Here is a 15,723-nt window from a genome sequence, read left to right as displayed (position 1 = left end):
GCCCGATCGCAGCAATCAGGCACCGACACTGCCGGATGCTGCAGGCGCAGCGAGGTGGGCTGCATCGTAATAGATGCGATTGCGGCCACTGCCTTTGGCGCTGTACAGCGCGGCGTCGGCGCGCGCCAGCAATTGCTCCAGGGTTTCGCCGGGAATAAACCAGGCCACGCCGATCGAACAGGTGACGTGCAGCCAACCGCCATCGATGGGGTAATCGCCGCAGATGCCGCGATGCAGCGCGTCCAGCCGGTGCGTGGCTTCGTGCGTCAGCCCCGGCAGCAGCGCCAGCAATTCTTCGCCGCCATAGCGGCCGATCCGGTCGTCTCCACGCACCAGCGTATCCATCCGACGACCGACCCCGGCCAGCACCGCATCGCCGGCCAGATGCCCGTGCTGATCGTTGACCAGCTTGAAGTGATCCAGGTCGATCAGCACCACCGCCAATGGCCGCGCCGTTGCATCTGCCCGCAGCAGCATCTCGCGCAGTGTGGCGAGAATGCCGGAGCGGTTGAGCAGGCCGGTGAGTTCGTCGTGGGTGGCCTTGAGGGCGAGTTCGGCACGTGCCGATTCCAGGTCGCGCTTGTCCTGTTCCAGCTCGGCAGTGCGCTCGGCAACCAGCTGCTCCAGCTCGCGCTTGCGCCGCAGCAGTTTGGCCGTGCGCCAGCGCAACAGCACGATCACCGCTGCGATCGCCAGCAGCACATACGTAATGTAGGCGGGAATGCTGCCCCACCAGGGTGGGGTGAGCACGAAGGCGAACCGCGTGATCGGGCTGGCGCTGCGCAGGCCCGCGTCCACGGCCTGCACCTCCAGCGCATAGCGGCCAGGCGGCAGCAGTGGATAGGTGATGTGGCTGAGCGAGGTGCTGGTCCAGCTGGCCTGGTGGCCTTCCACGCGGTAGCGGAAGCTGATGCGGTCCGGGCCGCCTTCGGCGCCGGGCGTGCTCAGATCCACGTCCAGCGGAACCTGCGACCAGGGCACCTGCGCACCGGCCGCAATGGTCTGCCCGCCACGCTGCGCGCGGAGCACTTCCACCCGTAGCGGCGGCGAGGCGAACACGCGCAACGGATCAATCAGATGGGTCAGCCCGCGGCTGCTGCCAAGCCAGACGCTGCCATCGCCGTCCTCGAACAGCGCATTGGCAGACACGTCGTCCCACAACAACCCTTCGCTACGCGTGGCGCGCGTCCAGTGGCCGTGGTCCAGCAGATCCAGTCCCTGGCTGCTGCCCAGCCACAAGCGTCCCTTGCTGTCGTGATGCAGGATGAACGGCATCACGCGCGACACCAGCGGGTCGCTGACTGCAGTGAGTGTGACCGCCGCATCGTCCTGCACGGCGCCGTGCCACAGCCCGGTGTCGCGCAAGGACAACCAGAGTTGGCCGTCGGCAGAAAAATCCAGCAGGAAGTAATCGTGGCTGGGCAGGTTGCCGTGCACCTTAACCTGCAGCCAGTGGCCGTTGTTTTCCTGGCGATACAACCCTTCGCGCGTGCTGGCCCAGAGGCGCCCGCGGCCATCCAGTTCGATATCGCCGACGAACGCTGCCGGCACCGCTTCCTCGCGCCTGGCCTGCAACGGCAGCTCGGGCGTGATGAAGTACAGGCCGCGCGGCGTGGTGACCCAGAGCAGGCCGCGCGAATCGAACAACACCTTGTTGGTGGGCAGGCCGAGCTGCAGCATGTCGAAGGTCTTGCCCGTCTGCGGGTCGCGACGGGCCAGGGCACCGGACGAGCGCGCCACCCAGGCCGCACCGTCCTTCGGCGACAGCGCGATGGAGATCGATTGCAGCAACGGCTCGCCATCGGCGAGGGTCCACGGCTGCATGCGTCCGGTATGCGGATCCAGCACGTTGGAGCCTGCATCGCCGCCTACCAGCAGCTCGCCACTCGGCAGGCGCTGGATGGCCCAGGTCGGCGCTTCGGCCAGGCCCTGGCTTTCGTCCCAGTGTTCGATGTTGCCGTAGCCCAGCCAACGCTGCACACCCAGTCCGCGCGTGCCGATCCACAGCTGGCCGGTGCCTTGCATCATCAATGGGCCCACCATCGGGCTGATCGACAGCCCCTGGTCGTGCCCGAAATAGCGCCAGTGATCGCCTTCCCAGCGCACCATTCCGCGGTCGGAGCGGGTAATCAGACGGCCCTGGGCATCCTCCGACAGGGTGGTTGCGCCAGACAAGGTGTCGAAGCTGGTGCCGACCGGAGGCGCATGGTTGCGGAACACGCGCTCGCCTGCTGCGCGCGACAGCACCATGCCGCCACCGCGCAGCCACAGGTCGCCACGATGGTCGCGGAACACCGCACGCCACTGCCGTTCCGGAACACCGTCGGCATCGCCAAGCTGGGTGATGCGCCCGCTAGCATCGATGCGGCAGACCCGTTTTCCGCAACTGGCCCACAGCGCAGTGCCATCGGCCAGCAAGGCTTTACCGGCGGGCAGCGTGGTGCCGTCGTCCAGCCGCAGCGGCAGCGCACGGACGCTCCAGCCGTCTGGCGTGGTCGACGTCAGATGCAACAGCTGATTTTCGCTGGCCACCACCACGCCCCCCGCGTACGGGGCGATCACATTGCCGCTGTCGGCACGGATCGGCCTGCCGTTCTGCAACACCGGGCTGAAGGTGGTGCCATTGCGCACGAACACGCCATTGGCGCTGGCCACCCACAGGCGCCCGCGCGCATCCAGCGTCAATGCGCGGATGTAGCGCGCGTCCAGGCCGCTTTCCTGCCCGACGGCGATGAAGTGATCGCGTTCGAAGCGGTGCAACGCCAGTTCGGTGCCGACCCAGACCACGCCTTGTTGATCCTCGAGCAGGCTGTTGACGGTCATGCCCTGCAGGCCATCGGCCTGGGCGTAATCGCGGAAGCTGTAGGTTTGCGCCCATGCACTGCCGGCGACCAGCCACCCCAGCAGGCATAGCGCTGCCAGCCGACACATTGCCGTGCCGTGCGAACCAGGTGGAACGAACAGCGCAGGCACGTTGGACATCGGCTTCCGTGGAAAGAGGTCGTGCGATTGAACGGGTCAATCGTCCTTAGCGTTGACGGCGACCGCCGGCAAAACTTGAGCGGCCGGATGCTTAACCTGTCAGTTCCCTGGCAGAGTCGAAGGCGGTATCGAACATGCGTTGCACCGGTGGCGCGAACTCGCTTGCGAAGCTGGATAGCAGGAATAGCCCCAGCAAGACCGTCAGCGGCAAACCAAGTTGCATCGGGTTCAATGCCGGCGCCGCCTTGGCCAACGCACCGAAGGCCAGGTTGACCGCCAGCATCGCCACCATCATCGGCAAGGCCAGGGTCAGCCCGCCGCGCAGGATCTGCAGGAACAAAGTGGGCGCCACCTGCGCGAACGCGCTGGCGTCGGGAATGGCCGTGCCGATCGGCAGCGCCTTGTAGCTGTCCACCAACAGCGAAATCAGCGCCAGGTGCCCGTTGGCCGCAAAGAACAGCAAGCCGAACCCGATATAGAACCACTGCGCGATCACGCCGGAGGTCACGCCGCGCATCGGGTCGGACATCTGTGCGAACGACAGGCCGGTGGACTGCGACACCAACTCGCCGGCCAGCGCGCCGGCCTCGAAGATCAGCTTCAACATGAAGCCCATGCTGGCGCCCACGGCCAGTTCGCGCGCGATGCTCAGCACCGCCTGCGCGGTAAAACCATCCCACTCCGGCACGGGCGGCAGGATCGGCGCCAGCACCATCGACAAGGTTCCGGCCAGCATCACCCGCACCCGGCCGGGAACCGCACGCGTGCCGATCAACGGCATGGCCGTGAGCAAGGCTCCGGTGCGCAACATGGTCCACATGATCGCCCCGACCATCGCAAACGCGCGCTGGCCGTCGATCACCATCTGGGTAGCGGAATCCATCCGGTCTGGTCCGCTAACCGATCAAATGCGGAATGCGCTGGAACAGCGCGATGGTGAACTCCACCAGATGCCCCAGCAGCATGCTGCCGGTGGCAAAGAGCGTGGCCGTCAACGCGACCGCCTTGGCCACGAAGCCGATGGTGGGTTCGTTCAATTGGGTAGCGGCCTGCACCACACCAATGACGACACCGACGATCAACACCGCCAGCAACATCGGTCCGGCAATCCACAGGACGGCGACCAGGCCACCACGCAATTCAGTCAGGGCGATTTCAGGGCTCATGGAGGGCTGTGATGCAAGTGGGGTGCCAAAGGGCTGGGATTGGGGGTTCGGGATTCGGGATTTGCGACCTGGCTGGCGGTTTGGTGGTGGGTGAGGTCGGTTTCATCTTTGCCAGTGGCCTTCCCGTCAGCCTGTCGCTGTGCTCTTGCTGTGCTCTTGCTGTGCTCTTGCTGTGCTCTTGCTTGGCTTTTGCAGTTCGCTTTCATCCCCCATACCGCAGCGGCAGGCCACGTGGGTCAAGCCCCGAAGGGGCGGCGCGCATGGATGCGCGAGGTTTTTCTAAGGGACATGGATGTCCCTTAGAAAAATTCCCACGTGGACTGCGTACCCGTAGCGCCTTGGCGCGTAGGGGCGCGAGGACGGGGTGTGTTTCTTTGGTTACTTGATCAGCCTTCGGCTGCTGTAAAGCGCTTCTTTGCACAAGCAAAGAGAGTGACTCGCGCCCCGAAGGGGAGCGAAAGCTCTGCACTGGAATTTGCCTTGGCTCAACGATTTTGACTTTGCATGTTGATGCAAAATATTGAAATCAAAGGCTTTCACGCCCTATGGGCGCGAGTCACTTTTCTTTGCTTGTGCAAAGAAAAGTAACCAAAAGAAAGCACACCCCGTCCTCGCGCCCTCCGCGCCTGCGGCGCTGCGGGTACGCAAGTCCGGCAGAAATTTTTGTAAGGGACATCCATGTCCCTTACAAAAACGACGCGCATCCATGCGCGCCGCCCTACGGGTTGTATCTGCCGGCCTTGCCGCTGCGGTATGAGGCCCCGGAAAGCAACAGCCAAAGCCAAAGCCAAGCACCAGCCAAAGCCAAGCTGCAGAAATCCGCTCAGAGTGCCGCTGAAGCCGCGCTGCGGCTACGAGGCGTTAAAGCTCGCCGCCAGCGTGCCCACCACCAGCACCCATCCATCCACCAGGATGAACAACAGAATCTTGAACGGTGCCGAGATCAACATCGGCGACAGCATCATCATGCCCATCGACATCAAGACGCTGGCCACCACCAGGTCGATGATCACGAACGGGATGAAGATCAGAAAGCCGATCTCGAAGGCGGTCTTCAGCTCGCTGGTCACGAACGAGGCCACCAGCACCGGGAACGGCACTGCGTCCGGGCCGGCGTACTTGCCGTCGCCGGCCATGCCGGCAAAGGTCATCAGATCGGTCTCTCGGATCTGCGCCAGCATGAAGGCGCGCAGCGGCTGGGTGGTCAGCGTCCAGGCGCTGGAAAAATCGATCTGGTTGTTGAGGTACGGCTGCAGGCCGGCGCCCCACATCTTTTGCCACACCGGCATCATCACCAGTGCGGTCAGGAACATCGCCAGGCCAAGCAGCACCTGGTTGGACGGGGTCTGGCCGGTGCCCAGCGCCTGGCGCAGCAGGCCCAGCACGATGGTGATGCGGGTGAAGGCGGTGAGCACCAGCAGCATCGATGGCAGCAGGGTGATCGCCGTCATCAGCAGCAAGGTCTGCAGCGGCAGGCTCACCGGCTGGTCGCCGATGCGGCCCACGCTCACGTTGGGCAGGTTCGGCAACTGGTTGGAGCCGGGCGGCACCGCCGGTGCGGCAGCGGGGGCGGCGGCCTGCGCCATCGACGGCAACGCGGCGGGCGTGGCGGCGGCCAGCAGCGGGCAGCTCATCACCAGCAGGATCAGGATCAGGCGCAGGCTGCGCCCCCAGCGATTCCAACGACTGAACATGTCACGGGTCCTTGCGCAGCTTCTGTGCGAGCAGCTGGGCGAAATTGGGGAGTTGCTTGAAGTTGGGCAGGGTGGGGGCGGGCGCGGGTGGCAGCGGTTCGGGTAGGGTGTGCAGGGTGCTGATGCCGCCGGCGGTGACGCCCAACAGCAATTGCTGGCCGTTCACCTCCACCACCACCACGCGTTCCTTGGCACCCACCGCCAGGCTGGTCACCACGCGCAGGCCCTCGCTGTTGCGAAAACCGCTGCCGGGCATGCGCTTGAGCAACCAGCTCAGGCCGACGATCAGCGCGAGCACCAACAGCAGTGCAAAGACCGCGCCAAACAGGCTGGGCGAGGACGGCGCCTGCGCGCCGACCTGGGTGGCCTTGGCCGCGACCGGCGCGGCGGCGGCCAGCAGGCCGATCACCGCAGCCTCCGGATCCGTTCGCTGGGGCTGACCACATCGGTCAGGCGGATGCCGAAGCGGTCATTGATGACCACGACTTCGCCATGCGCGATCAGGGTGCCGTTGACGTACACGTCCAGCGGTTCGCCGGCGCCGCGTTCCAGTTCCACCACCGAGCCCTGGTTGAGCTGCAGCAGGTTGCGGATCGGGATGCGCGCGCGGCCCACTTCCAGCGACAGGGTCACCGGCACGTCCAGGATGACGTCCAGATTGAGGTCGCTGGCGTTGAGATCGCGCTCGGGCTGCAGGCTGTCGAAGGTAGCGGGCGCGGCGTCGAGGATGTCGGAGTTCATCATTTGCTGGGGTCCTGGGATGGAACGGCACGCGGGGCTTGCACGCCGGGCGGGCGTACGGCGGTGATCTTGACGGCGTTGTTGCCATTGGAAACGCCGAATTCGCCGGTGAACAACGGGATTTCTTCCACGCACAGCGGCACCTGGGCGGGCAGGTCGATCGGCAGGATGTCGCCAACCTTCAAGCCGGTGAGCTGGCGCAGGCTCATGCGCTTGCTGGCCAACACGCTCGACAGCGTCACCTCGGCGGTGTCCAGCTGCTCGCGCAGCATCACGTTCCAGGAGTCGTCGCGGTCGTTGCGGTCGCTCTGGATACCGGCATCGAGCAATTCGCGGATCGGCTCCAGCATCGAATACGGCAGGGTGATGTGGATCTCGCCGCCGCCGCCTTCCAGCTCCACATGGAAGCGGCACACCACCACGTACTCGCGCGGGGTGACGATATTGGCGAAGTGCGGGTTGATCTCCGAGTTGATGTACTCAAAGTCCACGTCCATCACCGGCGCCCAGGCTTCCTTCAGGTCGGCGAAGGTCTGCTTGAGCATCAGCTGCACCACACGCATTTCGGTGGCGGTGAATTCGCGCCCTTCGATGCGGGTGTGGTAACGGCCGTCGCCACCGAAGAAGTTGTCCACCACGGTGAACACCAGGGTGGGTTCGAACACGATCAGGCCGGTGCCGCGCAGCGGTTTGAAGCGGATCAGGTTGAGGTTGGTCGGCACATACAGCGAATGCATGTACTCGTTGAACTTGACCAGGTCGATGCCGCGCACCGACAGGTCGGCCGAGCGCCGGATCAGGTTGAACAGGCCGATGCGCCACAGCCGCGCAAAGCGCTCGTTGACCATCTCCAGGGTCGGCATGCGCCCACGGATGATGCGGTCCTGGCTGGACAGGTCGTACTGGCGGGCCTCGCCCGGCAATGGCTCCGGCTCGGTATTGACCGCACCCGAATCCACGCCATGCAGCAGGGCATCGATTTCGTCCTGGGAAAGCAGATCACTGACGCTCATCGGGCAGGCCTTACTGGGTAACGAAACTGGTGAACAGCAGGTCTTCCACGCACTTCTTGCCGGTCTCGCTGGTCATGACCTTCTGTGCTTCGGCCAGGGCGGCTTTCTGCAGCTTCTGCTTGCCGGCCAGGTCGGCCACGTCGGTGGCCTTGGTCTGCGACAGCAGCATCAACAGATGCGCACGGATGGCCGGGGCGTTCTCGGTGATGAGCTTGAGTTCTTCCGGGTCGCGGGTGACCAGCTGCACTTCGACCTGCAGGTACTGCGGGCCATCGCCGGGATCGGCCAGGTTGACCACGATTGCCGGGTCCATCGGGAAGTACTGCGCCGGCTTGGGCACTTCGGCCACCTTGGGCGCGGCGTGCTTGCCGTCTTTCTCATCGCCCTTGTGGCCGAAAAAGAACCACGCGCCGCCGCCAGCAGCCGCAAGTACCACCACACCGATGGCGATCAGCAGGATGGACTTCTTGCCACCCTTCTTCTTTTCGCCTTTCTCGTCTTTGTCTTCGGTCTTCTTGGGTTTTTCGGCGGCTGCCACAGTCTGCTCCAGGGGAATGCTCACCCTGTCGATGCAATTGGCATGCCAAACACGCGTCGGTTTCCTGGCGCCTGCGCCACGCAAACCGGAACACCCCCGCAAGCCTTGTGCTGCAAGGGTGAACGGGCGTCAGCGGTCGCAAGCCGCGGCGCGATTTGCCGCCGCGCCGGGGTGTGCCCGGCGCATTGCCTCAGGCGTAGGCGTCCAGCAATCCACGCTGGCGTAACACCACCGACGGAATTCCGACGGGCGGGGCGTCGTCCAGGCTGAGGCCGTTGCCACTGCCATTGGCGCCATTGCGATTGCCGGACGGGTTCTGCTGTTGCTGGCCAACGTCGGCCTGGCCGAGCTGGAAGCCGTTCTGGCCAAGCATTTCGCGCAGCCGCGGCAGGCTCTGTTCCAGCGCCTGGCGGGTGTCGGCATTGGCGGCGGTGAAGCTGGCGTTGACCTTGTCGCCGTCCAGATGCAAACGCACTTCCACCGGCCCCATCTCGTTGGGGGTGACCTTGATGTGGGCGTGGCCGATCTTCTGGTCGGCCAGCCAGCTCATGCGTGCGCCGATGGCGTCGTCGAAGTTGTCGCTGCCCAGGTCCGGGGTGGGGGTGGGCGAGGCGCTGAAGATCGGTGCTGCGTCCTGCAGGCGGCTGAGCGCCGGCGCGGTGGTGGTCGGCAGCACGAACGCCGGGGCGTCCGGCGCTGCGGGCGCAGCGCTGTCGTCGGCTGCCGGTTCCAGCGCCTTGGCGGCCATGCTCATCAACGCGGCGGTCTGCGCATCGCCGCTCACTGCGGTGGACGAGGTGGGCTTGGCGCCTGCGGCGGCTGCCGGCACCAGTGCACCCAGCGCGGGCAGGGCGGTGGCGGCGTTCGCGGTGGCGGTGGCTGCGGTTGCATCGGTGGGCAATGCGGTGGCAGAAGCCGTCGCACCGGCGGCGCCGGCCATGCTGGCGGTCAGTGCCGCTGCTGCGGCAGCCAGTACATCGCCGCCCGGCAACGCCTGCGCCAGCAGGCCCATGCCGAAGCCGCCCAGGCCCGGTGGAGGCCAGCCGGCGTCGGTGGCGGTCGCCGCGTCTGCCGGTGCGTCTTCGCCGGCAGTGGCGGCCTTGGTGGTCTTGCCGGGCTTGCCGGTCCCAGCAGCAGTGCTGCTGTCGGTGGCTGCCGGATCCTTGGCGGCGCCGGACCTGGCCGGCTTGGCCTCGCCGTCCTGCGCACGCGGGCGTGCGGTGGCATCGCCGGCCGCATCGTCGTGGGTGTCGTCGTCGCTGCGATTGTTGTCGGACTGGTTGGGCTTGGGCGCGGCCTGCTTGGCCGGCACGCGCTCGGGCGCCTGCGGCGGGGCCTGGTTGGGCGTGTTGGCCGGATTGAGCATGCGCGCGAACTGGTCCTGGCCCGCATCCGGTTCGGACGAGGGGTCGCTGTAGCTGGATGTCTTGCCGGTGCCGGCAAGCGCGCCCAGGCCGGCGGCAAATGCGGAAAGGGGGTTCATGCGGAATCTCCGTGAGTATCTTCGGCACGCGCAAGGCGCGAGCGGCGTGCGCCCAGATCGTCCATCTCGCGCTGGTCGCGGCGTTCGATGACCTTGTTTTCCTGCGCGCGGTAGCTGGCGGCCAGTTGCTCCAGCACCTGCTTTTCGCGGCTGGCCAGCAGCAGGCGGGTGCGTTCGGATTCGACCTTGGTGATATTGCTCTGCACGGTCTGTGCCTGTTGCAGCACGGCGCTGTCGAGCCGGTCCAGAAAAGCACGGCGGTTGCTCAGCGCAGCGGCGCTGGTGCCGGCGATGTGGCTGTTGGCGTATTCCTCGGCATAGCGGCGCAGTTCTTCCAGGCGCGACTGGTGGGTCTCCAGAGTGCGCTGGCGCTCGGCCAGATCGCGGGCGACCTTGTCTTCCTGTTCCTGCGCCCGCCGTAGCAGGGGATCGATTCGTTTTGACTGCATCATGGATTAGGTCCCCGGCTCCACCAGTTCCTGCAACGCGGACAGGCTGTCGCTCAGCAGCGATGCCTTGTGCACGTCCTGGCCCAGGAATTCGACGATCTCCGGCCAACGCGCCAACGCTTCGTCGGTGGCCGGGTCGCTGCCGCGCTGGTACGCGCCAATGGCGATCAGGTCGCGGTTGGCGGTGTAGGCAGAGAGCAGCCGCTTGAGCTTGCGGATGCGCAGGCGCCACGGTTCGTCGGCAATGTCCTGCACCACACGGCTGACCGAGGATTCCAGGTCGATGGCCGGGTACAGGCCGCTGTCGGCAACCCGACGCGAAAGCAGGATGTGGCCGTCCAGGATGGCGCGGGCCGCATCGGCGATCGGGTCCTGCGGGTCGTCGCCTTCGGTCAGCACGGTGTAGAACGCAGTGATCGAACCGCGGCCCTTGGCGCCGTTGCCGGCACGTTCCACCAGCGCCGGCAATTTGGCGAACACCGACGGCGGGTAGCCGCGGGTGGTCGGCGGCTCGCCCACCGACAGGCCGATCTCGCGCTGCGCCTGCGCAAAGCGGGTCAGCGAATCCATCAGCAGCAACACGTTCAAACCCTGGTCGCGGAACCATTCGGCAATGGCGGTGGCGCGGTAGGCGCCATGCAGACGCGCCAACGGCGGGCGGTCGGCCGGGGCGGCCACCACCACGGCGCGGCGCAGGCCTTCCTCGCCCAGGGTGGTCTCGACGAAGTCGCGGACTTCGCGGCCACGTTCGCCGATCAGCCCGACCACGATCACGTCGGCCGAGGTGAAGCGGGTCATCATGCCCAGCAGCGTCGATTTACCGACGCCGGAGCCGGCGAACAGGCCCACGCGCTGGCCGCGGCCGATCGGCAGCATGGCGTTGATGGCGCGCACGCCGACATCCAGCGAGGTGGTAATGGGTTCGCGCGCCAGCGGGTTGATCGACACGCCGGCCATGCCGACGCTGCCTTCGGCGCGGATCGGGCCCTTGCCGTCCAGCGGGGTGCCGTCGCTGTCGATGACGCGGCCCAGCAGGCCTTCGCCCACTTCCACGCCGCCGCGGCGCCGCGAGGGCACCACGCGCGCGTTCGGCAGCAGGCCATGCAGTTCGGCGCTGGGCATCAGATAGGTGCGTTCGCCGGCAAAGCCGACCACTTCGGCATCCACCCAGCCGCCATCCACTTCGACCTTGCAGGTGGCGCCCATCGGCGCTTCGCAGCCGGTGGCTTCCAGGGTCAGGCCGACGGCGCGGCGCAGGATGCCTTCGCGGATCAAGGTGCGGCCGGCAGTGGGCTCCAGGCCCAGCGTGCCCAGCCGGGTGGCCAGGCGCAGGTTGCGTGCATCCAGCCAATCGGCCGGGGTGGCGCCGAACAGGGCGCTCACAGGCCCGCTCCGGATTTGCGCATGACTGTCTCCAGCGCGGCCCGCAGGCGCGCATCCAGGGTGCCGTCGATGCGCACGCTTTCGGCGTGCACACGCAGGTCGCCGCGGCTCAGGCTCATGTCCGGGGCCACGCGGGTGGTGCTGCTGGGCGCCAGATGCGGCAGCAGCGCGGTGATGTCGTCCGGGTGCAGGCGTACTTCGACTTCGCGCCCGGCACCGCCAACCGCATCGACCGCCTCGCCGACCAGGTCGGCCAGCAGCTGCGGGTCGGCCTGGTAGGCACGCCCGACCAGCTGGCCGGCAATGCGCACGGCCAGCTCGCCGAGCGCGCCGACCACTTCGTTTTCCAGCCGCGCCAGCGGGCGGGTGAAGTTGTCCAGGATGCCGTCGATCTGCGCGGTCAGGCGGCGCACTTCCGACTGGCCCTGGGCAAAGCCCTCGGCATGCCCGCGCGCGAAACCTTCCTGCTGGGCGGCGTCTTCGATGGCCTGGATCTCTTCCAGGGTGGGCGGACGCAGCACCGGCTCATAGACGGCCGGTTCGTCGAATTCGGATTCCGGCAATGCCGGCGCCATGTGCAGGTCCGGAGCCAGCCAGCGGGTGACCACATCGTTCATACCATGGCCTCCGCACCGGCGCCGCCCAGGCTGATGGCACCTTCGTCAGCCAGGCGGCGGACGATGGTGAGGATTTCCTTCTGCGCCGCTTCCACGTCGGCAAGGCGCACCGGGCCGCGCGCTTCCATGTCCTCGAGCAGGATTTCGGCCGCGCGCTGGGACATGTTGCGGGTGATCTTTTCGCGCACCTTGACGTCGGCGCCGCGCAGGGCCAGGCCCAGGCGCTCGCCGGAGACTTCGCGCAGCAGCGTCTGCAGGCCGCGGTCGTCCAGGTCCACCAGGTTGTCGAACACGAACATCAGGTCCTGGATCTTGCCGGCCAGGTCGGCGTCGATCTTGCCGATCTCGCCCAGCACGCCCTGGTCGGCGCCGGTGTCCAGGAAGTTGAGGATGTTGGCCGCCACCTTGATGCCGCCCACGTTGGACGATTTGAGATTCTGGTTGCCGGCAAACTGGCGCTCCATGATGTCGTTGAGCTCGCTCAGCGCGTTGGGCGGGATGCCGTCCAGGGTGGCGATGCGCAGCAGCACGTCGGCGCGGGTGCGCTCGGGCAGCAGCTTCAGCGCCTCGGCGGCCTGGTCGCTGTCCAGATGCGCCATCACGATGGCGATGATCTGCGGGTGTTCGTTGCGCACCAGGTCGGCGACCGCGCGCGGGTCCATCCACTTCAGGGTGTCCAGGCCGGTGGTGTTGCGGCCGAGCAGGATGCGGTCGATCAGGCCACCGGCCTTGTCGGCGCCCAGCGCCTGGATCAGCACGTTGCGGATGTAGTCGTCGGCGCCCACGCCCAGCGAGGTCTTGCCCGCCAGTTCGCCGTTGAAGTCGTCCATCACCTTTTCGACCTGATCGCGCGAGATGCCGGTCATGGTGGCCATGGCGATGCCGATCTTCTGCACCTCCTTGGGGTCCATGTGCTTGAGCACTTCGGCGGCGTCGCTTTCCCCAAGCGACAGCAACAACACGGCAGCACGCTGCACGCCACTCATTGGTTGTGTTTCAGGCTTCACTGGCAACCCATCCCTTCACGACTTGTGCGACACGTTTTGAATCGGCCTTGACTGCTTCGCGTGCAACCCGCATACGTTCTTCGTAGGCATCCGGCAGGGCGATCGGGGTCTTGCGCTCCTGCCCGATGCTGGCGGTGTCCTCACCCATGTGCGGCAGCAACTCATCGTCTTCGTCGACCATCCGCACGTCGGCGCTCTGTGGAGTGCCATCCTTGCCAGCCTTGGCTTGCTTGTCCTTGACCGCGGTCACGCCAGTGAGCTGACGCAGGGTGGGGCGCACCACACCGAACAGCAGCGCCAGCACCACCACCGCGCCGACCAGCAGGCGCAGACCGTTCTGCACGCGCGGGTCTTCCCACCACTTGGGGCCTTCTTCGCCCGCCACCGCTTCACGCACGAACGGGGCATTCATCACCGACACCGTGTCGCCACGTGCCGCGTCGAAGCCCACTGCCTGCTTGACCAGGCCTTCGATACGGGTGAGCTCGGCAGCGGTGAGCGGCTGTTCGACCATCTTGCCCTTGGCGCCGGGGCGCGGGACGTTGTCCAGCAGCACCGCCACCGAGACGCGCTTGATGCGGCCGGCCGGCTGACGGGTGTGTTGCAAGGTCCGGTCCAATTCGTAGTTACGGGTGGCGCTCTTGGAACTTTCGGTTGGCGCGGCCGGGGCGGCGGCCTGGCCGTTGGCGGCAGCCGGGGTGCCTGGCGCGCCGGCGACGGCCGGTGCCGGCGGCTGGCCGGGGCTGTTGCTGGTTGCACCCGGCGGGCCCTGCGGGCCGGTGGCGCTGGTGCTGGTGTCGTTGATCTGCTCGCTGCGCAGCTTGGCCGGCTCGCCGTTGTAGAGCTCGCGGGCTTCTTCCACCACCGAGAAGTCCATGTCTACGCTGACTTCCGGGTTGACCCGGCCCGGGCCGGTCATCGGCTCGAGCAGCTCGCGGATGCGCTGGTTGTAGGAGCTTTCCTGGCGGCGCACCTGTTCGAACTGGGCAGCGTGCTGGGCGGCGTCGCTGTTGGGGTCGGCGATGGAGAGCATGCGGCCGCTCTGGTCGACCACGGTGACGCGTTCGGGGGTCATGTCCGGGATGCTGGAGGCGACCAGATTGACGATGGCATCGACCTGGTTGCGCTCCAGGCCCTGGCCGCCGCGCAGTTCCAGCACCACCGAGGCGCTGGCCACATCGCGCTGGCGGGTGAAGGCGCTGGGCTTGGGAATGGCCAGGTGCACACGCGCCTCGCGCACCGGGCGCAGGGTGCCGATGGTGCGCGAGAGTTCGGTTTCCAGCGCGTGCTGGTAGCGGGCGTTTTCCACGAACTGGCTGACGCCGAAGCCCGGGTCCTTTTCCATCAGCTCGAAACCGCCGCCGGTTTCCTTGCCGGTCAGGCCGGAGCCGGCCAGCTTGAGGCGCGCGTCGTACAGGCGGTCCTGCGGCACCGAGATCGCGCCGGTGCCCTGGTCGATCTTGAACGGGATCTGCGCGGTGCGCAGCAGGTCGGCCGCCTCGGCATTGCCCTTGTCATCCAGGCCGGTGTACAGCGACTGATAGCCCGGCTTCTGCGACCAGAAGAACACCGCCAGACCGGCCGCCACCGCCAGGGCGATCATCGCCATCATGGTCAGCTTGCGGGTGATCTGCAGGCTGCGGACACGGTCGAACCATTGCCCCGCCTTTTCGGCGTTCTGGTTCATGTTTTCTTTGCTGATCGCGAGAGCCATGTGTCGTCAACCTTTACAGCGGCATGTTCATGACGTCCTGGTAAGCCTGGACGAGACGGTTGCGGACTTCCACGGTGGCGCGGAAGGCCACCTGGGACTGCTGGGAGGCGACCATGACCCGCGCCAGATCGGCACTGGGGTCGCCCATTTCGAATGCTTTGGACAGCGCGCCTGACTTCTGTTGGGCCTCGTTGACGCCGCCGATGGCGCCGCGCAAGGTTTCGCTGAAGCTCGGTGCCTGGGTGGCCGGTGTTCCCTGCGTGCCGGCCAGCCCCTGGATCTGGTTACCGCGCGCCGCATCGCCCACCGCGCCCATCGGGCCTTGGCCCATCTGCGTCTGGTAGCTGCGGATCTGCGAGAGGATGGAGGTAACGGAATCGCTCATGGGTGCGGTCAGCCAGGGAGGCATCCACACCAATGCAAGCGGCGTGCCGAAATGGCGCCGGGATTCCGACGCGGGGGCAGGGAGGACTGCCGTAGCTGGGCTGAGTGTGATCTGCGGGCGCAACTTTCTCTGCGCTAGCGAGGCGGGCACCTACGTGTTGAATCGGGTGCTTCTTTAACCGGGCCTTGTCGACAGGGCGCGCGTTTGTTCAGCCGGTTTGTCTAGCAAGACGCGGGCCTGTCTGGCGAAGAGCGACAGATCTGCGGCGCGGATAGATCAGTTGCGGAGCGGCGGGATCTGCGGCTTGGCTGCAGGGCCCTTGCCCGCCCACCATCGCGGGACACGCCGCAAGTACGTCCATGTAGGCTCTTAGAACCTGTTCACGATCTTCGCAGATCAGTGCAGACTATGCGGATGCGCCAAAAGACCTATCCGAGTGACATGAGCCGGGAGCAGTTCGCACACGTGCTGCCGATCCTGGAACAAGCGCGCAAGCGCACCAAGCCACGCCGTGTGGATTTATATGAGGTGTGGTGCGCAGTGTTGTACGT

15 protein-coding genes and 1 pseudogene are annotated in these 15,723 nt (G+C 66.5%); 1 reads left to right on the top strand and 15 read right to left on the bottom strand.

Annotated elements, in window-relative coordinates; all coding sequences use genetic code 11:
- Positions 1-15: 15 nt before the first annotated feature.
- From A7D16_RS19580 to fliE, 15 genes are all read right to left on the bottom strand, one after another.
- A complete protein-coding gene (locus A7D16_RS19580; protein ID WP_064634993.1) occupies positions 16-2,931 on the bottom strand; it encodes a ligand-binding sensor domain-containing diguanylate cyclase in 2,916 nt (971 codons plus the stop codon).
- Between the two features lie 142 nt (positions 2,932-3,073).
- On the bottom strand, positions 3,074-3,865 hold the full coding sequence (fliR, locus tag A7D16_RS19575) for a flagellar biosynthetic protein FliR (RefSeq protein ID WP_064634899.1): 792 nt from the start codon (positions 3,863-3,865) through the stop codon (positions 3,074-3,076).
- A 13-nt stretch (positions 3,866-3,878) separates the two neighbouring features.
- Positions 3,879-4,148 (bottom strand): flagellar biosynthetic protein FliQ, encoded by a 270-nt coding sequence (locus A7D16_RS19570; protein WP_064634898.1) that lies wholly within the window; start codon positions 4,146-4,148, stop codon positions 3,879-3,881.
- 851 nt (positions 4,149-4,999) lie between these two features.
- Positions 5,000-5,842 (bottom strand): flagellar type III secretion system pore protein FliP, encoded by an 843-nt coding sequence (fliP, locus tag A7D16_RS19565; RefSeq protein WP_064634896.1) that lies wholly within the window; start codon positions 5,840-5,842, stop codon positions 5,000-5,002.
- 1 nt (position 5,843) lies between these two features.
- Positions 5,844-6,251: a flagellar biosynthetic protein FliO gene (gene fliO, locus A7D16_RS19560; protein ID WP_064634894.1), complete on the bottom strand. Its 408-nt coding sequence runs from the start codon at positions 6,249-6,251 to the stop codon at positions 5,844-5,846.
- Positions 6,248-6,586, bottom strand: a complete 339-nt coding sequence (gene fliN / locus A7D16_RS19555) for a flagellar motor switch protein FliN (RefSeq protein WP_064634892.1) — start codon at positions 6,584-6,586, stop codon at positions 6,248-6,250. The genes fliO and fliN overlap by 4 nt, the downstream gene beginning before the upstream one ends.
- Positions 6,583-7,596, bottom strand: a complete 1,014-nt coding sequence (gene fliM / locus A7D16_RS19550) for a flagellar motor switch protein FliM (protein WP_064634888.1) — start codon at positions 7,594-7,596, stop codon at positions 6,583-6,585. The genes fliN and fliM overlap by 4 nt, the downstream gene beginning before the upstream one ends.
- Before the next feature lie 10 nt (positions 7,597-7,606).
- Entirely contained in the window at positions 7,607-8,158 is a 552-nt protein-coding gene (locus A7D16_RS19545) for a flagellar basal body-associated FliL family protein (RefSeq protein WP_181920513.1), read from the bottom strand.
- A gap of 166 nt (positions 8,159-8,324) precedes the next feature.
- A complete protein-coding gene (locus tag A7D16_RS19540) occupies positions 8,325-9,617 on the bottom strand; it encodes a flagellar hook-length control protein FliK (protein WP_064634887.1) in 1,293 nt (430 codons plus the stop codon).
- Positions 9,614-10,069: a flagellar export protein FliJ gene (fliJ, locus tag A7D16_RS19535; RefSeq protein ID WP_064634885.1), complete on the bottom strand. Its 456-nt coding sequence runs from the start codon at positions 10,067-10,069 to the stop codon at positions 9,614-9,616. The genes A7D16_RS19540 and fliJ overlap by 4 nt, the downstream gene beginning before the upstream one ends.
- 3 nt (positions 10,070-10,072) lie before the next feature.
- Complete coding sequence (locus tag A7D16_RS19530; RefSeq protein WP_064634883.1) at positions 10,073-11,449, bottom strand: FliI/YscN family ATPase; 1,377 nt, start codon at positions 11,447-11,449, stop codon at positions 10,073-10,075.
- Entirely contained in the window at positions 11,446-12,066 is a 621-nt protein-coding gene (locus A7D16_RS19525; RefSeq protein ID WP_064634881.1) for a FliH/SctL family protein, read from the bottom strand. The genes A7D16_RS19530 and A7D16_RS19525 overlap by 4 nt, the downstream gene beginning before the upstream one ends.
- On the bottom strand, positions 12,063-13,052 hold the full coding sequence (fliG, locus tag A7D16_RS19520) for a flagellar motor switch protein FliG (protein ID WP_010373680.1): 990 nt from the start codon (positions 13,050-13,052) through the stop codon (positions 12,063-12,065). Before fliG ends, A7D16_RS19525 begins: the two co-directional genes overlap by 4 nt.
- 10 nt (positions 13,053-13,062) lie before the next feature.
- Complete coding sequence (gene fliF, locus A7D16_RS19515; protein WP_064634879.1) at positions 13,063-14,787, bottom strand: flagellar basal-body MS-ring/collar protein FliF; 1,725 nt, start codon at positions 14,785-14,787, stop codon at positions 13,063-13,065.
- Positions 14,788-14,800: 13 nt separating this feature from the next.
- Positions 14,801-15,172: a flagellar hook-basal body complex protein FliE gene (gene fliE / locus A7D16_RS19510; RefSeq protein WP_064634877.1), complete on the bottom strand. Its 372-nt coding sequence runs from the start codon at positions 15,170-15,172 to the stop codon at positions 14,801-14,803.
- A 414-nt stretch (positions 15,173-15,586) separates the two neighbouring features.
- On the opposite strand from fliE, the pseudogene A7D16_RS22725 reads away from it, so the two are divergent.
- A pseudogene (locus tag A7D16_RS22725) lies at positions 15,587-15,723 on the top strand (IS5/IS1182 family transposase); the annotation flags it as partial.

Source organism: Xanthomonas nasturtii, from assembly GCF_001660815.1.
GTDB classification, from domain to species: Bacteria; Pseudomonadota; Gammaproteobacteria; order Xanthomonadales; family Xanthomonadaceae; genus Xanthomonas; species Xanthomonas nasturtii.
The sequence above is the reverse complement of the archived record's forward strand: the minus strand, read 5'-3'. Positions and strand labels throughout refer to the sequence as shown.